Origin of the sequence: Acinetobacter ihumii (genome assembly GCF_900625095.1) — a bacterium.
GTDB lineage: Bacteria > Pseudomonadota > Gammaproteobacteria > Pseudomonadales > Moraxellaceae > Acinetobacter > Acinetobacter ihumii.
In genome coordinates this window covers 2447414-2469495 of the sequence record NZ_LR130760.1, presented here as the reverse complement: position 1 = coordinate 2469495, position 22082 = coordinate 2447414, and the positions used below count along the sequence as shown (strand labels likewise).

Here is a 22082-nt window from a genome sequence, read left to right as displayed (position 1 = left end):
ATAGCAATTCATATTTTCATTTAATTCCATAATAAAATAATGGGATTATTGATTAGATACAATGATTCAAGGAAAAACCTGAAAATAAAATATAAAAAAGCACCTGCGAACAGGTGCTTGATCTGTACCAAGAGGTCAATTAAAAGAAATAATGTTGTAGCAACGTTGAAACCCCGACAATCAGGAAAATCGCGGCACCAATTTTGTGAATAAGTGAAATCGGTAAACGATCTGCCATTTTATTACCAATGAATACAGCTGGCGCATTGGCAATCATCATGCCGACCGTGGTTCCTAACATGACCCAAAATACACTGTCATATCGTGCAGCTAAAGCAACGGTGGCAATTTGGGTTTTATCACCAATCTCTGCAAGGAAAAATAAAATAAAGGTGGCACCAAACACGCCAAAGCGTTGCCATTTGTTAATGCTATCGGTTTCATCATCCAATTGATCGGGAATAAGCATCCACATAGCCATCGCAATAAATCCAATTGCCAGCACCCATACCATCACATCTGGATTAAGAACTGTGGTCAACCATTGCCCAAGCAAAGCAGAAAGACCATGATTAATGGTGGTTGCCAATAAAATTGCAATCAGAATAGGAACAGGTTTGCGGAACCGGGCAGCGAGTAAAAGCGCAAGGAGCTGGGTTTTGTCGCCCATTTCAGCGAGGGCAACAACAGAAGTCGAAATCAGGAATTCTTGCATATCTGTTCTCTGGCTAGCATATATACCTATGACCTATCGCTCCTGCTAGCCAAAAAGTGCAGAACGATAAATCAAAGGTCTTGCCGACTAAAGAACGCGGAGACGTTCAAGCTATGATGACCATGTTCGGTTGAACAATTATGTTGATCATCACCCAGTTACATCGCGTAACTAGAGGCTACTCCCCAATGAAGTATAGCTATCATAACAAACTATTGAGGAGATCACAGTATTTTTTCATGCTTTATTTCGCATCATCTTCAGAGATAAACGGCGCCGGATTTTCACTTGGATGATCTGGATGGCGATCCTTTAAATTCTCTGCCAATTTTTGCTGATCAATCTGTTCTGCTGCTTCACGAATAGCTTGATTACCCTGACTATCATCAGGTGCAGCATCACCATCAGGATTCAAAGGTTGAGATTTTGGCTGATTTTGCATAGTTTGGTTCTCCTGCTTCAACGTCTCATCGAGTTCAGTACTGTCGGTTAGACCTTCAAGTTGTTGTGATGAAAAGTCATTATTTTCCAGAATGTCGACATCCAGCTGATTGGCTTCGGTATCAAGATTTTGCTTCTGTGTCTGGTCGTTTGATTGTGCCATGTTGATACTCCTTGATTCAGTGTTAAATTTTTATACTTTTCATCTTCCATAATAATCCTGCATGGAATGATCTATAGATGATTCCTGTATCAAACATGATAAGGAAATGTGTGTTTAGGTGTTTTACGTGTATCGAATTAAATAAAAGGTAATAAAAAACCTCGCGGAGGCGAGGTTAAGTAAATTGGATCATCACCGTACTCATTAAAGTAAAAGACTGCGAATATCCTGCAAAAGCTTGGTCAACTTGTTACTAAAACGCGCAGCGTCCGCCCCATTAATTACACGATGATCATACGATAACGATAACGGCAACATCAGACGTGGTTCAAAGTCCTGCCCATTCCATACCGGTTGCATGGTTGCTGGTGAAATTCCCAAGATTGCTACTTGCGGCCAATTGACCAAAGGTGTAAATGCTGTTCCACCAATGGCACCCAAGCTTGAAATGGTAAAGTTAGCACCTTGTAAATCTTTCGGTGAAAGCTTTTTGTCACGTGCTTTTTGACCCATTACACCCAGTTCAGTCGCAATCTCTTTAATACTTTTCTGATCAGGATTTCGCAATACTGGCACTGTCAAACCATCAGGTGTTGCAACCGCAATCCCCATATGGATTTCTTTACGTAATAACACCGATTTACCATCATCAGACAAATGTCCAGCAAACTCGCGCTCTTCTTTCAGTAAGTGCGCAACCGCTTTAATGATAAATGCCATAATGGTCAGGCTGATGCCTTCTTTCTTGAAGTTTGCCTTCAAATCATTACGCCACGCTTCAAGCTCAGTAATATCCGCGAGATCAAATTGAGTCACCTGAGGAATGAAGTTATTCAACGATAACTGTGGAATCGAGACTTGCTGCAAACGAGTCAGGGTTTTCTCTTCCACACCCCCAAATGCGCTAAAATCTGGCAATGATGGCAAGCCTGATGCAACTGCCGCAGCAGCGGCTTTAGGGGCAGCAACAGGAGCGGTCAAACGTTGTTTGACATAAGCATAGATGTCTTCTTTCATCAAACGTCCATGCTCACCAGTGGCTTTCACTTCAGCCAGCACCACCCCCAGTTCACGCGCCACTTTACGTACCGCTGGACCTGCATAAACTTGAGCATTGGCGGCTTCTTGCTCTTTGGTCAGCTTGTCTGTAGGTGTTGATGTAGCTGCTTCAGTTTTTGTGACGGCTTCAACTTTTTCAGCAGGTGCTTTGGTGGCTTCAGCTTTAGCTGCTGTCGCAGGTGCAACCTCAGCTTTGGCGACCGGTGTTTTCGCTGTACTTGCAGCAGCACCTTCAGCTTCAACAGTGATTAAAACCACACCTTCTTTAACATCTTGACCGGTCTGAATATGAACCGCTTTGACCACACCAGAAACCGTACTTGGCACTTCTACCGTCGCCTTGTCTGACTCCACCACAACAATGCTTTCATCTTTGGAGATCTGGTCACCGACATTGACTAGAATCTCCGCCACAGCAGCCTTGTCGACACCCAAATCAGGTACGACGACATCCACTGCTCCAGCTGGTGCGTTTGATGCAGGTTCTGCTTCAGTCTGAGTTTGTGCTTGGTTTTCAGCAGGTTTAGCTGGCGTAGAAGTTTCCGCTGGTGCTGTTACAGCACTTGATGCTCCTACTGTTTTAACTTTAAGTAGCAATACACCTTCTTTAACAGTGTCACCCGTTTGTACTTCTATACTTTCAACCGTACCCGCAACTGGACTAGGTACTTCAACCGAGGCTTTATCTGACTCAAGCAGAATTAAACTGTCATTTTCAGAAATTTCATCACCAACCTTGACCAGTAATTCCGCAACTGTGGCTTTTTCTACCCCAATATCTGGAACCTGTACCTCAACCACAGAAGATGTACCCGAACCAGAGTCAACGGATTTACTCGATTGTGATGCAGCTTGCTCAACTGGTTGAGTAGATGTTTCTGCTTTCACTTCAGCTTGATCTGGTGTTGAATCTGTTTCACTTTGAGCATTACTGTCAGCACTTTCCAGCTCGATTAATGTCGTTCCTTCCGAAACTTCATCGCCCAAGCTCACCGCAATACTTTTGACGACGCCAGAAGCGGTGCTTGGCACTTCAACAGAAGCTTTATCCGATTCGAGTAAAATCAAACTATCATTTTCAGAGATTTGGTCGCCAACTTTTACTAAAATTTCGGCAACCGTGGCTTTTTCTACGCCAATATCAGGTGTTTTCACTTGCATCGCTTAGTTCCCCTCACCTGATTGTTCTTGATACGCCGCCACAGGTTGAACTTCTGGATGTGCCTGTGGAGCCCATGCCACTGGACGATCTGTTTCCAGCTCAAGACTTGAAATGGCATCTTTCACCAGACGGTTTTCAACTTCACCTTCATCTGCCAGTTTCTTCAATGTCGCAACCACAATATGTGCTGCATCGACGCCAAAGTAACTGCGCAGGTTGCCACGCGTATCCGAACGACCATAGCCATCTGTACCCAAAGTCACATAAGGACGATTATCTGGCAAATACGCACGAATCTGTTCACTATATGCACGCATATGATCAGTTGCAGAAACCACTATGCCATCCGTACCGCGCAACTGCTGAGACACCCAAGACTCTTTGGTATCTTCTGCAAGAGGATGCAAACGATTGTATTCATCGCATGCCATACCGTCACGTGCCAGTTCATTAAAGCTGGTCACACTCCAGATGTTTGAATGAATCTGATATTCCTCGCGTAAGATTTTCGCGGCTTTAATCACTTCACGCAAAATGACACCAGAACCCAGTAATTGCACAGTCGCCTTGTCATCTTTTTCAAACAAATACATGCCACGCTTGATGCCTTGTTCCGCACCTTTTGGCATTTCAGGATGTTCGTAATTTTCATTCATGACCGTTAAGTAATAAAACACACGTTCCTGATTGACATACATCCGTTGTAAACCGTCATGTACCACAACTGCCAGCTCATAACCAAAGCAAGGATCATAAGAGATACAGTTTGGAATCGTGCCCGCCAGAATATGTGAATGACCATCCTGATGCTGTAAGCCTTCACCATTTAATGTGGTTCGACCCGCAGTTGCACCAAGCAAGAAACCTTGCGCCTGCGCATCGCCTGCCGCCCATGCAATGTCTCCAATACGCTGGAAGCCAAACATGGAGTAATACATATACATTGGAATCATTGGCAAGTTATTGGTTGAATAACTGGTACCCAAAGCCGCCCATGCGCTCATGGCACCCGCTTCATTAATCCCTTCTTGCAACATGTGACCATCTTTGGCTTCACGATAGTTCATGAGCTGTTCATTGTCTTCTGGTGTATATTTCTGACCATGCGCCGCATAGATACCCAACTGACGGAACATGCCTTCCAGACCAAAAGTACGTGCTTCATCTGGCACAATCGGTACCACGCGGTCTTTAATGGCTTTTTCTTTCAATAATGCCGCAATTAAACGAACCATGACCATCGTGGTGGATTGTTCTTTACCGTTGCTGCCACTAAGTACACTATCAAAAACAGAAAGTTCAGGAATCGGTAAGGCTTCACTTTCTTTTCGACGCGCAGGTAAATATCCACCAAGTGCTTCACGGCGAGCCTTCATATATTTGAGTTCAGGCGAATTCTCTGCGGGACGATATAACGGTAAATCTTCTAATTGCTCATTGGTAAATGGCAGGTTGAAACGATCACGGACATATTTGAGTGAATCGACATGCATTTTTTTAATCTGATGGGTTTTGTTGACGGCTTCGATTTCGTCAGACAAACCATAACCTTTCACCGTTTTCGCTAGAATCACCGTTGGTTGACCTGTACTTTTCATTGCTTCAGCATAAGCTGCATAAACTTTGTATGGGTCGTGACCACCACGATTGAGATTATCAATATCTTCATCGCTCAGGTTTTTCACTAATTCTTCAGATTCAGGATATTTACCAAAGAAGTGAGCACGAGTGTACGCACCACCCTTCACCTGATAACGCTGATAATCACCATCAACGGCTTCTTCCATCACCGCTTTTAATGCACCTGATTTGTCTTTATCCAAGAGAGGATCCCAATGACGCCCCCAGACCACTTTAATCACGCGCCATCCCGCACCACGGAATAGAGATTCAAGTTCCTGAATGATTTTACCATTGCCACGCACAGGTCCATCCAGACGCTGTAAGTTACAGTTCACCACCCAAATCAGGTTATCTAACTTTTCACGACCTGCCAGTGAAATTGCCCCTGTACTTTCAGGTTCATCCATTTCACCATCGCCCAGATAGGCCCAGACTTTACGGTCTTCTTCCTTAATCAAACCACGATTCATCAAATATTTCTGAATATGCGCCTGATAAATTGACATAATTGGACCTAAGCCCATCGAAACCGTTGGAAATTGCCAATAATCTGGCATCAAATATGGATGTGGATAGCTGGACAAACCATTGCCGTTGACTTCACGACGGAAATTATTCAACTGATCTTCGGTCAAACGACCTTCTAAAAAGGAACGTGCATAAATACCCGGTGCACAATGACCTTGATAATAAATCATGTCCCCACCAAAGCTGTCGCTATTGGCGCGGAAAAAATGGTTAAAGCCAACATCATATAATGTGGCAGAAGAAGCAAAGCTGGCCAAGTGACCACCTAAGTCATCACCCGTTTTATTGGCACGCAACACCATCGCCAACGCATTCCAGCGGATCAGCGCACGGATACGACGTTCCATATCCTGATCGCCTGGCATGGCAGGTTGTTCTTCAACGGAAATAGTATTGAGGTAAGGAGTATTTAGACGCTGAATAGGGACATGCTTCGCAATCGCGCGTTGATAGAGCTTTTCGAGTAAAAAAGCAGCACGTTCTGTGCCCATATGCTGCAAAACTGAATCAAATGCGTCTTGCCATTCTTGGGTTTCTTGAGCGTCGGAATCACCATAAAACGCCATAATTCACCTTTCCCTTAGTGTTTGGTCTTGTCCATATTTTTATCATAGATGACCCAATTCTAGTTAGCTTATTGGGTGAATACAGATTGACAGCATTATTTAGATAATAAATAGTTGCTGACTTTTCATTACCTAAAATAACAAAAAATCGCCAATTTAGGCGATTTTTTATACATAAAAATAAGTTTTCAATGCTAACGTAAATACTGTATCAACGCATTCAAATGGAGAAGACACATGAGAAAGCGATGATGAAGTTACTTAGGTTGCCACCAAGTTATGGTAGCATCGCAAGATAAGTCGATGGATTTTTACGCTCACCGTCACGAACCACTTCAAAGTGTAAGTGAGGTCCAGTACAGCGTCCTGTGCAACCAACATTGGCAATATGTTCACCTGCCTGAACCTGATCACCTGTGCGTACCATAATTCGTGATGCATGCGCATAACGGGTCAAATAGCCATTGCCATGATTCACTTCGACATATTGACCATAACCGGTTCCCCAACCAGCTTTGGTAACAATACCTGGGCCTGTTGCATAAATAGGAGTACCACTCGGTGCAGCCATATCAATGCCCGTATGACCACGCGTGGTTCCCATCAGGGTACGCATGCCGTATTCTGAAGAAATACGGGTCATTTCAGGTAAAGGATGTTTGGTTAACCACGAAGAATAAGGATTATTGCCGCTTGCAGACACTTTAGAAGCAATTGATTTGCCGTATTTCTTCTCAAGTGATTCATTATTTAACTCAATGGTTTTTTCCCGCAAGGTCACAGACACTTTTGCTGATGCAGGCAGATCCAAATCATCAGGGTGTGTATAAGATCCTTGAGATAAAGTGCGCGATAAACTTTCTAAACGGTCTGGTGTGTCTTGAGTATTGAGTGTTTGATAGTCTGCAAAGGCAACTGATGCAGCAGAAGCTGCGAGTGAAAAAGCAAGTAGTATACGGCGCGGATGCATAAAAACCTCTTAAACTGTTCTTAAAAGTTCCTTGTGTGATCTCTTCCTTGATCTCAATTGAAATGAACGTTTAAGATATGAGTCAGTTGCCCAAAATATCGACGACCGTCATGACTCAACCTAAAAGCGTGTTTCAACAAACAAGAAAACACATAAAAACAGGAAACCTAACGTTTCTTACAACGCAAGTCGCACAATGGCAAAAACTTACGAAACTTATTCAGCCCCTACTGCCACAACCTGAAAAATGGCAGGTGGTCTGTTATCAGTATGGTGTTTTGACGATTACCGGTGAAAATCAGGCCATGATTAGTCAGCTCGGATATCTTCAAACACAATACATTTCTAAGCTCACTCAACTAGAAGGCCTACAGGACTTACAAAAACTTCAAGTACGATTAAGAGCAGGGTCTTATTCTGATCAAAGTCATGTAACAACTGTCACTTCTTTAACACCAGAAACACAAGAAATGTTACGTGGTGCGGCTGGTTTAGTGAACGACCCTAAGCTTAGCCAAGCTTTGCTGCGTTTGGCAAGCAATAAAAAGTAACAACCATTTCAAATTATGAATTCGTAAATTGATTTTTTTGTGACACATTTAACGTATTTTCTAGTTACACTATAACATAGCCTAATGAAGACAATGATTTAGCTCACACTCACATAAGAAATCGGGCATTGATCTTCGTTATCAAATGTTACAATTTCGTAATTTTTTGGATCACTTTGAACATTGCGTAATAGCTGATTATTTAATGCATGACCTGATTTATAACCATCAAATTTAGCAATAATCTGATGACCAAGTAGATACAGATCGCCTACCGCATCCAGAATTTTATGCCGAACAAATTCATCGGAAAAACGTAACCCTTCTTCATTGACCACGCCAGTGTCATCCACCCCAATGGCATTGTCCAAACTCGCACCCAATGCCAAATTGTTGGCTTTGAGGTAGTCCAGATCTTTCATAAAGCCAAAAGTACGTGCTTCACTGACTTCATAGACAAAAGTTTCGGTAGAAAAGTCGATGGTAGCTGACTGATATTCTTTGGCAAATGCAGGATGATCAAAATCAATGGTGAAATTAAGCTGAAAACCATCATGTGGACTAAATTTTGCGCGTTTATCTTCAATTAAAGCTTCGACGGGCTTTAAAATCTTAATGAATTTTTTGGCCGCATTTTGCTCAACCAATTCACCTTGCATTAAAAGATAAATAAAAGGTCCAGCACTACCATCCATAATCGGAACTTCAGACGCAGAAACTTCAATGATTAAATTATCAATGCCCAATCCCGCAATGGCACTCATAACATGTTCAATGGTTCCGATCTTGATATCATCCTGAACCAGATTGGAACACATAAACGCTTCCTGAATCAGTAAAGCATTGGCGGTAATATCTACAGGGGGTTGCAGATCAATACGACGAAACACAATACCTCCATCAATCACATGCGGCAGAAAATTGATCATCACTTTTTGACCACTATGGAGACCAATTCCACTGGCTTTCACCACACGTTTGAGGGTACGTTGTTTCAACATGCTACTCTAACTTCAATTCAAAAACCGCTATACGTTAGCACATTTAGCTATTGATAAAAAACAAAAAAGGCAGTGTAAATACACTGCCTTTTTCTAAATGTCTGATTTTATTACTTGCGCTGTTGATTTTTTAGATAATCCTGAATACTCATTGGCGATGAACGCGGCGCAGCACCCGCATTTGCAGCGGCTGGAGCTTCCGTATTCTGACGTTTGCTAATCGCAGGAACATCATCTTCATCGGTTGGGTGTGAGCTTGGCACCTGAACATGAGCAGCACCTAAACGCTTCTTCGGCTGTTCTGCTTCTGATGCGTTTCGGGTTAAACCTGTTGCAATGACAGTAACACGCAACTCATCACGCGCATCTGGATCAAACACAGTTCCGTAGAAAATTTCACCTTCGTCCAGATCCACAATCTGGTTGACCACATCGGTGATAATTTCAGTTTCACGCAAGGTAATGTCATCACCACCCGTAATGTTGATCAACACACCTTTGGCATTAATAATGTTGACGTTATCCAGTAATGGACTACGAATCGCCTGTTCAGCCGCCTGACGTGCACGATCTTCACCACGACCCAAACCTGCACCCATCATGGCATAACCACGGGTACTCATAGCTGTTTTCAAGTCAGCAAAGTCAAGGTTGATGTGACCGCGATTCACCACCAAGTCAAAGATACTACGCACCGCATTCAGCAAAACATCATCTGCTTTTTTGTAGGCATCTTTCATTGAAATATCGCCATACACACTGAGCAAACGCTGATTTGGAATAATGATCAAAGAATCAACATGTGACTCTAACGCATCAATCCCTTTTTCTGCCGAACGTTGACGACGACGACCTTCAAAGTTAAATGGGGTGGTCACTACACCAACCGTCAAAATCCCCATTTCTTTGGCAACCTCAGCAACCACAGGAGCTGCGCCAGTCCCTGTACCACCGCCCATGCCCGCAGTCACAAACACCATGTCTGTGCCTTCAAGATGCTGACGAATCACTTCACGGCTTTCTTCAGCAGCGATTTGACCGACTTCAGGATTTGCACCAGCACCTAGACCACGGGTACTTTGCTCACCAAGCTGAATCTTAAATGGCGCATTCATACTGTCCAGTGCTTGTTTGTCTGTATTGGCACAAACAAATTTCACACCTTTAATATCAGATTGCACCATATGCTGTACGGCATTACCACCGCCACCGCCAACACCAAATACAGTGAAACGGGCTTGACCGTTACTATCGGTTAGTTCATCTTCTATAAATTCAAATGAGGCCATGACCTTTGGGGTTCCTAATTTCAATAAGTGGCAGTCACTTGAGCCCGTACACTGCCTTAATACTTCAAAAAACAATAGATTTTAGAATGCTGTGCAATACTTCCCTTGTCAAGTATGACAATTTTCTCTTACAACTTCCAAACAATATTCCCAATAAATATATACATCTTAAAAAATAGCTTTTAACTTGCTATTTAAAGTATTCCAGCCATTGACCACACGATCAACGAATGTGCGATCACCTGCCTCATCCGCTTCTTCTACTGTATCCTGTAACTCACTTTGACTAAATAGCAACAGTCCTGCCGCAGTCGCATACATGGAACGTCTTAACGCAGCCTGATGCTGATCATCTGCATAGACCTGTAAAGGTGGATTACCCAAATGCGCAGAGACACCAAGCATACGGCGAGCCAGACTGATCATGCCTTCGATTTGACAAGCATCCCCAGTCAATACCACGCCATGATACAAACCATGAATCGCCCCTGTACGCTCTAGTTCTTCGCGAATCTGGGTGAAAATCTCTTCATACCGTGCAATGATAATTTCAGCAAGCTCAATTCGACTAATGGTTTGTGGACCATCAATCGCCTGTACCTGAATCATATGATCAGGCTTAACTACGCTTAAATCAACACAGCCATGTAAAATTTTAATGCGCTCTGCTTCTTCAGTGGTGGTCTGCAACACTGCCGCAATATCGCGAGTGACATTTTCACCGCCACGTTGCAAAGTACGCGACAAAGCCAGCCGACCATCCAGATAAACCGCGATATTTGTTGTTCCTGCGCCAATATCCAACAGACAGACGCCATATTCTTTTTCATCTTTGAGCAAACTGGCTTCTGCGGTTGCCAGACTCGACACCACCATTTTTTCAACGCCAATATTGGCACCTTTCATGGCTCGATCCAGATTTTGCATAGTACTAATCGGCATCATCATCAGTTGATAATGTCCCGTCATACTATGTGCTGACATATTGATCGGATTTTGCACCCATTCTGGCTCATCATCTAGTTCAAAACCAAGCGGCACTGCACTGGCGAGATAATAGTCAGGAGTTACATGACTGGCTTTGGCCAATTCAAGAGCACGTACCACTTCATTGGTGCTGATACTATGATCTGCTTTTGCAATCGGGATACGACCTGAAGCATAAAAACTTTGTAATTCTGTACTTGGAATGGAGACCCATGCGGTATGTACACGACATTCCGCCATATTTTCTGCTTCGGCAACGGCATTTTTAATTGCAGCAATGACTTTATCAAGACTGACAATTTTTCCTTTATTCATACCCCGGTTCGGTGCGTTTGCCATCCCGATGACCTGAATATTGTCCGGTGCGTGAACTCTACCAATTAAAACTGAAACTTTATGTGTCCCAATATCAATCGCAACAATCGAGGGAACAGCTTCACTCATTACTCACTACCACTTATTTGTTCGTTGTTTAATCGGGCAAAATGCCTGTTATTTTAAAACCATCTATTATGGCTTTGTGGTTATTCCACCTGCAACATTTGTGTCATCATTGGTTACAACAAACTGACCATTTACAATTTTAGGTGGTACAGCATTCTTCCATTGTAGTGATAATCCATTTCGATACCTTAAATCAATGGCAGAGATTTTGGGCCACACAGGTTTTAAGTCAGTTTGCGCCAGATGACTCAGACGTTGTAACTTACTCATGGTTTGATCCTGATCCACAATCACCCTTAAACCTGAATCAAACTGCATAAACCATGTCATTCGTTCGGTTAAATACAACTCTTTTAACCTGAGATTGACGGGATGAAATAACTGATTAATTTCGTTATAACGACGCATCATGGCTTTAGATTGACTTAAAGGACCATGTAGCATCGGCAAATTCGGACGACTTTGAGGATCGGCTTCACTAAAAACATCGCCTCCGTCACTGAGTAATCGCCCAGTACCCCAGCGTGCAATGGCATGACGCGGTAAGACCCGAACTCGAATGCTGTTCGGCCAAGCACGTGAGACGACCACGCGATCGACCCATGAAATCTCAAGCGCCTTATCACGAATCTGCTCCAGATCCGACGTAAAGTAATTATCTTTAACAATAGGCTGAATGTGTTGAATGAGTTGTTGTTGTTCTGTTGTCGAATGCGTACCGACGATACTTAATTCTGCAATTCGGGCATCGGTAATGACTTTATATAAGCCAAAGATACCTGAACCCAAGACTGCAAATGCAACCAGCAGCAGTAGCCATCCTCCCGCATTGACCAACTTTTGCTTGGGCGAAGGTGGTTTTTCATGGATGGAGGTAATGGCCGTGCGACGACGGCGCATAGATGCTGGAAGTTGAGCCATAAATTAGTGAGCCGTGCCTTGAAGCGTCTGTTCTAAAATTGCAACACACAATTCATCAAACCCGATTCCAACTGCTTTGGCTGCTTTAGGCACCAGCGAATGGCTGGTCATGCCCGGAACCGTATTGATTTCCAATAACCAGAAATTGCCTTGTTCATCCTGCATGGCGTCGACACGCCCCCAACCACTTGCCCCTACAGCTTGAAAGGCACGCAAGGTTAATTGTTGCAGTTGTTTTTCGTCAGATTCGCTTAACCCTGATGGAATACCATATTGCACATCATTGCGCTGATATTTAGCATCATAATCGTAAAAAGCCACATCTTTTGGAGGCTCTAAACGAATCACTGGCAAAGCCTCACCATTAAGTACCACAATGGTATATTCACAACCCGTAATCCATTTTTCTGCCATGACAATGGCATCATGTTCAGTCGCTTTGGCAATTGCCTGTGCAAAGTCTTCTTTTTTTTCAACTTTACTCATGCCAATGCTTGAACCCTCATGCACAGGCTTAATAATGACGGGCAAACCCAGACTGTCTACAATCTCGTCAAGATTGGAGTCTTTATTGATAATACGATACGGCGCAGTTGGCAAATCAGTCCCTTGCCAGATCTGCTTGGTCTTGATTTTATCCATGCCAATGGCTGAACCCTGAACGCCCGTGCCTGTATAGGGCACATCTAACCATTCCAGCGTGCCCTGAATCTGACCATCTTCACCGCCACGGCCATGCAGCACGATAAAAGCACGATCATAATTCACTAACTCAGTGACACTACGATGTTTAGGATCAAATGCTTCTGCCTGTACACCTGAACGTAATAAGGCTTCAAGTACTGCGTTCCCACTATCTAATGAAACCTCACGTTCAGCCGATTTTCCACCAAACAACACGGCAACTTTGCCGAATTCTGAAGCATTTGACACGTTTATATCCTTAAACTTTTAAAGCACAATAATTAAATTGAGTGAGCTGCATTATTTTAAATACAAATGATGCTGCGCAAGTTCGACTGAAATTGCTCCCACGTTACCCGCACCCTGTGTTAATAACAAGTCATTTGGTTGTAACACTTTTTGTATCACGTTTTGCAGGTTGCCTTCTACTGGATCAACTAAAATCGGTTCCACTTCACCACGCAAACGAATACTGCGCGCCAATGAACGACTATCTGCACCAACAATCGGTTTTTCCCCCGCAGGATAAACTTCAAGTAATAACAGTTGATCGACGTGTGACAATACATCAACAAAATCGTCAAAACAGTCCCGTGTACGGCTAAAACGATGCGGTTGGAACATCATGACCAAACGACGATCTGGATGACTTTGACGTGCTGCTTTAATGGTCGCTTCCACTTCTTTCGGATGATGTCCATAATCATCCACCAGTTTGACATTGCCATCACCCAGTTCAAACTCACCCTGAACCTGAAAACGACGCCCTACACCACTAAAACCTTCTAGCGCACGACTGATCGCAGCATCCGATACACCCTCATCGGTTGCAACACCAATGGCTGCTAAAGCATTAAGCACATTATGCAAACCCGGCTGATTAATGGTTAAACGTAACGGTTCACGATCTTTGCGTAGCACAGTAAAGTGCGAACGCATACCATCCTGCTCGACATCAACCGCCCGAATATCGTTATGTTCTTCAAAGCCATAAGTCAAGACTGGACGACCGATACGCGGTAAAATTTCCTGAATATTGGCATCATCGCCACATACGACCGCCAAGCCGTAAAATGGTAATTTATGCAAAAACTGTACAAAAGTATCTTTTAAAGTGTCGAAACTACCGCCATAAGTGTCCATGTGGTCGGCATCGATGTTTGTCACAATCGCGGCCATCGGTTCTAAATACAAAAACGAAGCATCAGACTCATCTGCTTCCGCCACTATAAAACGACTCGCACCTAAGGCTGCATTCACCCCTGTACGATTTAACAAACCGCCAATCACATAAGTCGGATCCAGATTTTCTTCTGCCAGCATCGTGGTCAGTAAACTGGTGGTGGTGGTTTTACCATGCGTACCTGCAACCGCGATACCGTGACGATAACGCATCAGTTCACCCAACATTTCAGCACGGCGCACAACAGGAGTACGGCTCTCAATGGCTGCTTTCACTTCTGGGTTTTCAGGATCAATCGCGGTCGAAACCACCAACACATTGGCATTTTGAATATTGTCTGCCGTATGCCCGATATAAACTTTAATGCCTTTTTCTTCAAGTTGTGCGGTGGTGTTCGAGGCTTTAATATCCGAACCCGAAACTTTATAGCCCTGATTTTTAAGTACTTCGGCAATACCACACATGCCTGCACCACCAATACCCACAAAATGAATGTGTTTAATACGGCGCATTTCTGGAACTTTAATCAGTTTTTTGGCTTGATCGGCTGGCGTTGATGGTGACATAGCGAACTCGGAGTTATAAAGCTTGAATAAGATCAGCGACGGTTTGAGTCGCTTGAGGCTGAGCATGTTGACGTGCTTTCACTGCCATTTCAGACAATAGTTGACGATTCATCAAACCACTCAAAAGCGTATGTAAATATTCGGAGGTCATGGCCGATTGTTGGCAAATTTTTGCAGCACCTATATCGGCCAAAAACTTGGCATTGGCAGTCTGGTGATCATCTACCGCAATCGGTAGCGGTATAAACACTGCGGCCACACCTGCGGTTGCAACCTCAGTCACGGTCAAAGCACCTGCACGGCAAATAATTAAATCTGCGTTGCTATAGGCCTGTGCCATATCTTCAATAAACGGCATCACTTGTGCATTTAAATGCGCAGGTGCATTGGCGTAACGCGCTGTGGTTTCATCCAGTTGTTTTTGACCACATTGATGAAACACATTCAACGGTAAATCTAATTTTTGAAGTGCATCAGGCAGACGTTCATTTAAGGCCTGCGCACCCAATGATCCACCGACAATCAAAATATTTAAAGGTTGATTTTCTTGTTGTCTGGTTTCATAACGCCATTTTGGACTGAGAATCTCAGCAATTTCCTGACGTACAGGATTACCTGTGGTCACCACCTTTTCACTGGCAGTAAAAGTATTTGGAAAAGCTTCACAAACTTTACTGGCAATACGTGAGAGCTGTGAGTTGGTAAAGCCAGCCACAGCATTTTGCTCATGAATTAAAATTGGAATGCCTAAAATACGCGCGGCTAAACCGCCTGGCCCGGCCACATAGCCGCCAAAACCTGCCACCGCATCAATTTTGAGTTGCTTCATATAACGCATGGCACTAAATGTCGCTTTTAAAATTTTAAATGGCGCTAATAATTTACGCACAGCACCATTACCACGTACGCCTTGAATATCAATTTGATAAAGTGGAATATTTTGATCTTTAAGCAACCGATTTTCCATGCCTGCTGGCGTCGCAAGCCAAGACACCTCACAACCCTGTTGCTGTAGCTGTTTGGCAACCGCCAATGCAGGAAATACGTGACCGCCTGTACCAGCCGCCATCATCATGACATGTTTGGGTTTCGTGTGTGGTGAATCAGTCACAATATAATTCTTCAACTCAAAAAAATGGAAATCACATCTATTATTTTAGCGGTTTATTTTAATCCTAAAGCCGCGAGAACGGAAAGCAAATTTCACCTGTTTGCAACATAAAGCACAGCTTTTGATGTTGTTTTAATTATAAACCTGTGGCAATGCGCGTTAAAACGCATCTTTTTGAGGGTATGATCATCTAAGGTCGAGAGTTGACTGGTCTTCTGGTCTAAAAGACCAATCAACTTACTATTCAGAATCTGTTCAGAATGACTTAACGTCCAGCTTCCAGAACATCAAATAAAGTATCAGCGATGGATGTCCCATATTGCGCATCAATTTCGCGGATGCAGGTTGGACTGGTCACATTAATTTCGGTGACATAATTGCCAATTACATCCAATCCGACAAACACCAGACCTTTTTCACGCAGGAATGGCCCGACTTTAGCGGCAATCATTTTGTCATTTTCAGTCAATGGACGCGCTTCGCCCAAACCACCAGCAGCCAAGTTACCACGCACTTCACCATTTTGCGGAATACGTGCTAGACAGTAAGGAATAGGCTCACCATTGACCATCAAAATGCGTTTATCTCCATCGACGATTTCTGGAATATAACGCTGTGCCATGATTGGACGGGTGCCCATTTCAGTGAGCATTTCCAGTGTCGAACCAATATTCACGCCATCCTGATAGAGACGAAAAATGCCCATACCGCCCATACCATCGAGTGGTTTGACAATCACATCACCATGCGTTTTGATAAATTCACGAATCAGGCTTTGTTGTGACGTGACCAAAGTCGGGACTTGTAGCTCTGGAAATTGGGTCGCAAACAGTTTTTCATTACAGTCACGTAAGGATTGTGGTTTGTTAATAATCCACGCGCCTTCACGCTCTGCCTGTTCTAAAATATAGGTGGTATAGACAAAATTCATGTCGAACGGCGGGTCTTTGCGCATCAGCACCACATCATAGTGCGCCAATGATTGTTTACGCTTCTCGCCTAACTCATAATAATGATCATAATCTTCAAAGACTTTAAGCGGTGCAATCAGACCAAAGGCTTTACCTTGATCGATATACAAATCGTGTTGCAATGCATAGCCCAATTCATGCCCACGACGGCTGGCCGCCCATAACATCGCCATGGTCGAATCCTTTTTAAGATTCACGGTTTCAATTGGGTCCATCACCACCAGTACACGCATAATCTGACGCTCGTATTCTTAATCTTGGCAAAAGTATAGCGAAATTTGGCAATGATGTTTAAACAAGTTATGTAATTATTAAATCTAAAAAATTCTAATTTATTCAAATCACTAGATGCGATTTATTTAAATAGACGATTTTCTGAGGGATAAAAATTACTGGCAAATGAATTCATCGCCAGTAATTTTTAAAGCAGCGCATTTTAAATTCAAATTAAGCCAAAAGCTTTTGAATATCTTTGCTGATTTTTTCAGGTTTGGTCGTTGGCGAATAACGTTTAACGACTTGACCATTTTGATTGATCAAAAACTTGGTGAAATTCCATTTAATGCTTTCACTACCTAAAATACCTTTGGCTTCTGAAGTGAGATATTTATAAATCGGATGGGCGTTTGAACCCTTAACATCGATTTTGGCAAACATGGGAAAGGACACGCCATAGTTGCGCTGACAAAATCGCCCTTGGGTGTTGATTGCGCAAGGGAGCAAAGAAAATCAGATGTGATATCAAACTATGACTCATATCACATCCATTATTTTTAATAAGGAACAAGATACCTGCATTTTTTAGGCAGCTTGACGAATAAACGACTGCTATAGGACAAGATTGATCAATGCTAATCAGAGTATATTTTTCAGTAACGTATGCAGTCTTTCATTGAATTGATCGGAAGTTTTTGATGAGACCATATCAAATGCATGCACAGCCCCATTGACTACATCAAGTGTGGTTGGCACCCCTGCACGTACAAGCCCAATGGCATAGTTCATATCTTCTTCTAAAAACAGATCAAGACTCCCTACCCCAATATAGGTATTTGGAAGACCAGTTAAATCAGCTGCATGCGAAGGAGAAAAATAGCCAATATCCTCCTTTGCTATCTCTTTATCACCATGCAAAGCCTGCCAGCCATATTGGTTCGTTTGGTGCGTCCACAGATATTCTCCAACATATTTGTTTGGATAGTTCTCAGGATCTTGCGATGTTTTGTAATCCAGCATGGGATAAATCAGGATCTGGTTTTTAGGTTTATATGCGGTTTTATCTTTGATATAGAGATTGAGTGCGGCCGCCAAACCACCGCCAGCACTTTCACCCATAATTGTAATACGATCTTTGTCACCATTGAATTGCTCTATATTGGCATGTGTCCACTCAAAGCCCAGCATGCAGTCCTGAAGAGGGATTGGAAACGGATGCTCAGGCGCGAGACGGTATTCAATCGCGACCAGTACAACATTCAGGCTGTCTGCACGCTTCTGATGTAGGTAATCATTCATATCTGCCATACCAGATATGTATCCACCACCATGAATGTAATAGAGAACAGGATATTTTTCTAAACTTTTATCCTTTGGCGTATACAGAAAAATACTGACCTCATCACTAATCTGTATCTTCTTTCCCTGCTGAGCTTGCTGTGGAAAAAAGTTTTTAATCATCTCCACACCAGTTGCTCGCAGCTCAGGGAGACGCTCATCACTCACCTGTATGTCAGGTAAACCTTTTACAAAGTCTTTCAAATCATCAGCAACCAGATGAAAGGATTTTTTATCCATATCTCAACCTTTTTTATAAAAATGAGTCAGTTTATAGTGCTGTGAATAGCCCTCTGTACAGACATATATATCTAATTTTGTGATCTTTGAGCTAGTCTAACCAAGTTGGAGTTATGTTAATTTTGATTAAGATTTTGGATATATTTTTTTGCTAGATCTTTATTGAATATGCATAAATTACTAGCTTATAGCACGCTGCGAGTTAACATTTACATAACGCAGCATAAAATAATTTATTTAATATAAATCATAAACTTATATCAAAATATTAAGTATTGGTCGCTATAAGATAACTTCTCCATGATTTTCGCGTTCCATGCTTAGTGTGTAATCATTATTTCCAACCCACTATTTAAATAAACTCAACAAAAAAGGAAGCTCATGCTTCCTTTTCCAACATCTAAAAATTAAATGCCATATTTTTCACGATATGCCTGCATATTGGCTAAAGCCTCTTTCTCACCTTTAGCATCCAAAAAGTCCATCAAATCTTTCATGGTAATCAATGCATGCACAGGGATTTCGAGTTCTTTTTGCACTTCCTGAATCGCAGACAGTTCACCTTGACCACGTTCTTGACGATCAAGTGCCACTAACACACCTGCAATAGTCGCGCCTGCATTTTTCAAAATCGTCACTACTTCACGAATGGCAGTTCCCGCAGTAATCACATCATCAATAATCCAGACTTTTTGACCTGCTACCGCAGCACCGACCAACACGCCACCTTCACCATGGTCTTTGGCTTCTTTACGATTAAAGCCCCAAGGCACACTCTTAGCATGTACTTGAGACAATGCCACAGCCGTTGCGGCGACAAAAGGAATCCCTTTATACGCTGGGCCAAAAATCACACCGACATTGTCACATTGAACCAATTTATCGGCATAGCCTTGAGCTAATAGCGACAATGCTTCACCATCATTTAATAAACCTGCGTTAAAAAAATACGGACTAACACGCCCTGATTTTAAGGTAAACTCACCAAATTTAAGCACACCGCGTGATAACGCGAGTTCAATAAAAGCTTGCGGGTTAAAGGACGATGGCGTTGTCATAGGTGCTCCAGATTCATCAAATTGAGGTCAAACTGAAGTATGATACCAAAGGATAGCTATCCAAGTGATGTAAAAATTCTACGTGTGGTTTCAATTAACGTAAATGGCTTGCGTTCATCTGTGACCAAAGGGCTGCTGGAATGGTTAGACCAATCTGAGGCCGATGTGGTGTGTATGCAGGAAAGCCGGATTACGCATGCACAATGGACCGATAAATTTAAACCTGAAGGTTGGTATACCCATTTGTTTCCTGCCGAACGTGCAGGCTATGCAGGTACCGCCATTTATAGTCGTGTGCCGTTTAAATCTGTACAAGATGGACTGGGTTTTGAACTGGCAGATTCCCAAGGGCGTTTTATTGCTGCTGAGTTTGATTTAGGACTCGATCAGTCGGCTTATATCTGTTCCCTTTACTTACCATCAGGTTCTTCGGGTGATGAAGCTCAGGCACGTAAAGATGTGTTTTTAGAAGCATACGCCAAAATCTTAAAACAATGGCGTGCTGAGAATAAATCGATCATTGTCTGTGGCGACTACAATATTGTGCATAAACGCATCGATATTAAAAACTGGTCAGGCAATCAAAAATCTTCGGGCTGTTTACCACATGAACGCGCGTGGCTGGATCATATTTATGATGATTTAGGCTATGTAGATACCTTTCGCGAAGTCAGAACAGAAGCTGAACTGTATTCATGGTGGTCAAACCGTGGTCAAGCCCGTGCTAAAAATGTCGGTTGGCGCATTGATTATCATGCTTGTTCGCCTGACTGGAAAGACCGCACGGTCAATGCTTGGGTGTATAAAGAAGAGTGGTTTAGCGACCATGCTCCCGTCATTATTGACTATAAAATTGGCTAATTTCAGTACAGATGTACACTCAATCAATGGTTTTTGCCTACATTTGTTGTGGAAATTGTATATTTTTTTTACACCCATGAAAGCGCATTATAGCTGCACGGCACAGGGACATGTCAGGATGACAAAGGGATAGGACGCCGTAGGAAGAAAAATATAACCTAGTTTGGTTATTCATGGATGTGACAATGGACGTTGGACTGAGACCCGCATGATCAGGATGATTAAATGCGGGTTTTCTCTTTTTGTCATATCACATTCTAATTTCACATGCTCTTTGGTTTGGCATTTCGCTATTGTGCATAGATTTTGTTTCTCTAATAGTTATAAATTAGATATATGTCAATTTTATGACATTTATCCAATTGCACAAGTACGCTACTTTTAATTTATTTTGCGCTGCTTATTCCATTTCAGTTCTGCAATTTCATCCAGACTAGAGCTTTATTTAATTTTTGGGTAGTCTAATAGCTATTATTCTTCATATAGCGCCAGACGATGTTAAAAATTTATGGAATCAAAAACTGTAATTCAATGAAAAAAGCCTTTGATGCATTGAATGAAAAGGGCTTAAGCTATGAGTTTCATGATTATAAAAAGCAAGGAATTGATGCTGAAACGCTCAAAATCTGGCTAGAAAAAATCGGTGCAGACACGGTATTAAATAAAAAAGGCACGACATGGCGCAAATTATCTGCCGATGAACAACAGCATGCACTGAGCAGTGAAACACATTTAATTGATACCCTAGTCGCACATCCAAGTTTGATTAAACGTCCTGTATTACAGACGGCATCAGGGTATCTTGTTGGTTTTGATGAAGCAGCCTATCAACAACTTTCCGCCTCTTGATTTAAAAAAATAGCCGAATCAATGATTCGGCTATTTTTGCAATTCTGCTTAATATTAGTTGGCGCGAACCCATGTCTGATTACGTCCAAGTGCAGAAATCCCGATATATCCACGGATATTCAGCTTTTTCCCACCATCAACCAGTTCACCTTTAAGCTTATAGGTTTTGCCCGATTTTGGATCTAGAATGGAACCACCGTCGTAACTCGTACCGCCTGTATTTTTCAGACCATGAACAATAGTGACACCTTTCAGTGATTTGTTCTTATAAGGTCCTTCACATTTGGTACATGAGGTTTCTTCACCTGGTGTGAGTACGGTTTGAATGCTTGCAGACAAAGTTCCATTTTTTTGCTCAGTGAATTTCACAATCGCTTTCGGTTGTTTCGTTTGATCATCAATCGTTTTCCAAACCGTACCGTTCAATGGATCAGCTGCATTTGCCAAAACTGTCGCACCAAGTAATCCAAGTGCCAATGCAAATTTTTTCATTTTTGTTTAGTATCCCTAAGTCTTTATTGACCCTTTTAGTATTCTCAAATCGCAACACGAATGCAATTTTTGTCTGTGACTAATTAGTGTAGC

19 protein-coding genes, 1 pseudogene and 1 riboswitch are annotated in these 22082 nt (G+C 42.6%); of the genes and pseudogenes, 3 read left to right on the top strand and 17 right to left on the bottom strand.

Features of this window, described 5'->3' with window-relative positions:
• Nucleotides 1-139: 139 nt before the first annotated feature.
• From E0D95_RS11610 to E0D95_RS11590, 5 genes are all read right to left on the bottom strand, one after another.
• Nucleotides 140-715 (bottom strand): TMEM165/GDT1 family protein, encoded by a 576-nt coding sequence (locus E0D95_RS11610; RefSeq protein WP_130803951.1) that lies wholly within the window; start codon nt 713-715, stop codon nt 140-142.
• 76 nt (nt 716-791) lie between these two features.
• Nucleotides 792-914, bottom strand: a riboswitch (yybP-ykoY riboswitch).
• A gap of 45 nt (nt 915-959) precedes the next feature.
• A complete protein-coding gene (locus E0D95_RS11605; RefSeq protein WP_130803950.1) occupies nt 960-1319 on the bottom strand; it encodes a hypothetical protein in 360 nt (119 codons plus the stop codon).
• A 204-nt stretch (nt 1320-1523) separates the two neighbouring features.
• On the bottom strand, nt 1524-3539 hold the full coding sequence (locus E0D95_RS11600; RefSeq protein ID WP_130803949.1) for a 2-oxo acid dehydrogenase subunit E2: 2016 nt from the start codon (nt 3537-3539) through the stop codon (nt 1524-1526).
• A gap of 3 nt (nt 3540-3542) precedes the next feature.
• Nucleotides 3543-6257 carry a pyruvate dehydrogenase (acetyl-transferring), homodimeric type gene (gene aceE, locus E0D95_RS11595; protein WP_130803948.1) on the bottom strand — a complete coding sequence of 905 codons (2715 nt, stop codon included), beginning with the start codon at nt 6255-6257 and terminating at the stop codon, nt 3543-3545.
• A 277-nt stretch (nt 6258-6534) separates the two neighbouring features.
• Nucleotides 6535-7227, bottom strand: a complete 693-nt coding sequence (locus E0D95_RS11590) for a M23 family metallopeptidase (RefSeq protein ID WP_130803947.1) — start codon at nt 7225-7227, stop codon at nt 6535-6537.
• Nucleotides 7228-7337: 110 nt separating this feature from the next.
• Here E0D95_RS11590 and E0D95_RS11585 point away from each other — a divergent pair, with 110 nt between their 5' ends.
• Complete coding sequence (locus tag E0D95_RS11585) at nt 7338-7778, top strand: DUF721 domain-containing protein (RefSeq protein WP_130804898.1); 441 nt, start codon at nt 7338-7340, stop codon at nt 7776-7778.
• Nucleotides 7779-7876: 98 nt separating this feature from the next.
• On the opposite strand, the gene lpxC is transcribed toward E0D95_RS11585, so the two are convergent.
• The 11 genes and pseudogenes from lpxC to pyrE form a co-directional block, all read right to left on the bottom strand.
• Complete coding sequence (lpxC, locus tag E0D95_RS11580; protein WP_130803946.1) at nt 7877-8779, bottom strand: UDP-3-O-acyl-N-acetylglucosamine deacetylase; 903 nt, start codon at nt 8777-8779, stop codon at nt 7877-7879.
• Nucleotides 8780-8889: 110 nt separating this feature from the next.
• Nucleotides 8890-10068 carry a cell division protein FtsZ gene (gene ftsZ / locus E0D95_RS11575; protein ID WP_130803945.1) on the bottom strand — a complete coding sequence of 393 codons (1179 nt, stop codon included), beginning with the start codon at nt 10066-10068 and terminating at the stop codon, nt 8890-8892.
• Between the two features lie 168 nt (nt 10069-10236).
• Nucleotides 10237-11499, bottom strand: a complete 1263-nt coding sequence (ftsA, locus tag E0D95_RS11570) for a cell division protein FtsA (protein ID WP_130803944.1) — start codon at nt 11497-11499, stop codon at nt 10237-10239.
• Between the two features lie 66 nt (nt 11500-11565).
• Entirely contained in the window at nt 11566-12420 is an 855-nt protein-coding gene (locus E0D95_RS11565; protein WP_130803943.1) for a cell division protein FtsQ/DivIB, read from the bottom strand.
• A gap of 3 nt (nt 12421-12423) precedes the next feature.
• A complete protein-coding gene (locus E0D95_RS11560; protein WP_130803942.1) occupies nt 12424-13353 on the bottom strand; it encodes a D-alanine--D-alanine ligase in 930 nt (309 codons plus the stop codon).
• Between the two features lie 51 nt (nt 13354-13404).
• Nucleotides 13405-14853, bottom strand: a complete 1449-nt coding sequence (gene murC / locus E0D95_RS11555) for a UDP-N-acetylmuramate--L-alanine ligase (protein WP_130803941.1) — start codon at nt 14851-14853, stop codon at nt 13405-13407.
• A 13-nt stretch (nt 14854-14866) separates the two neighbouring features.
• The gene (gene murG / locus E0D95_RS11550; protein WP_130803940.1) at nt 14867-15964 is read right to left on the bottom strand and encodes an undecaprenyldiphospho-muramoylpentapeptide beta-N-acetylglucosaminyltransferase; all 1098 of its coding nucleotides are present in this window, start codon (nt 15962-15964) and stop codon (nt 14867-14869) included.
• A gap of 265 nt (nt 15965-16229) precedes the next feature.
• Entirely contained in the window at nt 16230-17168 is a 939-nt protein-coding gene (gene gshB / locus E0D95_RS11545) for a glutathione synthase (protein WP_130803939.1), read from the bottom strand.
• Nucleotides 17169-17382: 214 nt separating this feature from the next.
• A pseudogene (locus tag E0D95_RS11540) lies at nt 17383-17631 on the bottom strand (glutathione peroxidase); the annotation flags it as partial.
• Between the two features lie 159 nt (nt 17632-17790).
• The gene (locus E0D95_RS11535; protein ID WP_130803938.1) at nt 17791-18729 is read right to left on the bottom strand and encodes an alpha/beta hydrolase; all 939 of its coding nucleotides are present in this window, start codon (nt 18727-18729) and stop codon (nt 17791-17793) included.
• 407 nt (nt 18730-19136) lie between these two features.
• Nucleotides 19137-19787, bottom strand: coding sequence for an orotate phosphoribosyltransferase (gene pyrE / locus E0D95_RS11530; protein ID WP_130803937.1), 651 nt, complete (start codon nt 19785-19787; stop codon nt 19137-19139).
• A gap of 39 nt (nt 19788-19826) precedes the next feature.
• Here pyrE and E0D95_RS11525 point away from each other — a divergent pair, with 39 nt between their 5' ends.
• Together E0D95_RS11525 and E0D95_RS11520 are read left to right on the top strand one after the other, a co-directional pair.
• On the top strand, nt 19827-20648 hold the full coding sequence (locus tag E0D95_RS11525; protein WP_130803936.1) for an exodeoxyribonuclease III: 822 nt from the start codon (nt 19827-19829) through the stop codon (nt 20646-20648).
• A gap of 495 nt (nt 20649-21143) precedes the next feature.
• Nucleotides 21144-21497 carry an arsenate reductase gene (locus E0D95_RS11520; protein ID WP_130803935.1) on the top strand — a complete coding sequence of 118 codons (354 nt, stop codon included), beginning with the start codon at nt 21144-21146 and terminating at the stop codon, nt 21495-21497.
• Nucleotides 21498-21551: 54 nt separating this feature from the next.
• Here E0D95_RS11520 and E0D95_RS11515 read toward each other — a convergent pair whose 3' ends face one another.
• Nucleotides 21552-21989 carry a DUF2147 domain-containing protein gene (locus tag E0D95_RS11515; protein WP_130803934.1) on the bottom strand — a complete coding sequence of 146 codons (438 nt, stop codon included), beginning with the start codon at nt 21987-21989 and terminating at the stop codon, nt 21552-21554.
• Nucleotides 21990-22082 lie beyond the last annotated feature (93 nt).

Coding starts and splice junctions, on each gene's coding strand:
- aceE (WP_130803948.1), bottom strand. CDS start 6,257: ATGGCGTTTTATGGTGATTCCGACGCTCAAGAAACCCAAGAATGGCAA.
- E0D95_RS11535 (WP_130803938.1), bottom strand. CDS start 18,729: ATGGATAAAAAATCCTTTCATCTGGTTGCTGATGATTTGAAAGACTTT.
- E0D95_RS11610 (WP_130803951.1), bottom strand. CDS start 715: ATGCAAGAATTCCTGATTTCGACTTCTGTTGTTGCCCTCGCTGAAATG.
- E0D95_RS11590 (WP_130803947.1), bottom strand. CDS start 7,227: ATGCATCCGCGCCGTATACTACTTGCTTTTTCACTCGCAGCTTCTGCT.
- E0D95_RS11600 (WP_130803949.1), bottom strand. CDS start 3,539: ATGCAAGTGAAAACACCTGATATTGGCGTAGAAAAAGCCACGGTTGCC.
- murC (WP_130803941.1), bottom strand. CDS start 14,853: ATGTCACCATCAACGCCAGCCGATCAAGCCAAAAAACTGATTAAAGTT.
- E0D95_RS11585 (WP_130804898.1), top strand. CDS start 7,338: ATGACTCAACCTAAAAGCGTGTTTCAACAAACAAGAAAACACATAAAA.
- lpxC (WP_130803946.1), bottom strand. CDS start 8,779: ATGTTGAAACAACGTACCCTCAAACGTGTGGTGAAAGCCAGTGGAATT.
- E0D95_RS11520 (WP_130803935.1), top strand. CDS start 21,144: ATGTTAAAAATTTATGGAATCAAAAACTGTAATTCAATGAAAAAAGCC.
- gshB (WP_130803939.1), bottom strand. CDS start 17,168: ATGCGTGTACTGGTGGTGATGGACCCAATTGAAACCGTGAATCTTAAA.
- ftsZ (WP_130803945.1), bottom strand. CDS start 10,068: ATGGCCTCATTTGAATTTATAGAAGATGAACTAACCGATAGTAACGGT.
- E0D95_RS11525 (WP_130803936.1), top strand. CDS start 19,827: ATGATACCAAAGGATAGCTATCCAAGTGATGTAAAAATTCTACGTGTG.
- pyrE (WP_130803937.1), bottom strand. CDS start 19,787: ATGACAACGCCATCGTCCTTTAACCCGCAAGCTTTTATTGAACTCGCG.
- E0D95_RS11515 (WP_130803934.1), bottom strand. CDS start 21,989: ATGAAAAAATTTGCATTGGCACTTGGATTACTTGGTGCGACAGTTTTG.
- ftsA (WP_130803944.1), bottom strand. CDS start 11,499: ATGAGTGAAGCTGTTCCCTCGATTGTTGCGATTGATATTGGGACACAT.
- E0D95_RS11565 (WP_130803943.1), bottom strand. CDS start 12,420: ATGGCTCAACTTCCAGCATCTATGCGCCGTCGTCGCACGGCCATTACC.
- E0D95_RS11605 (WP_130803950.1), bottom strand. CDS start 1,319: ATGGCACAATCAAACGACCAGACACAGAAGCAAAATCTTGATACCGAA.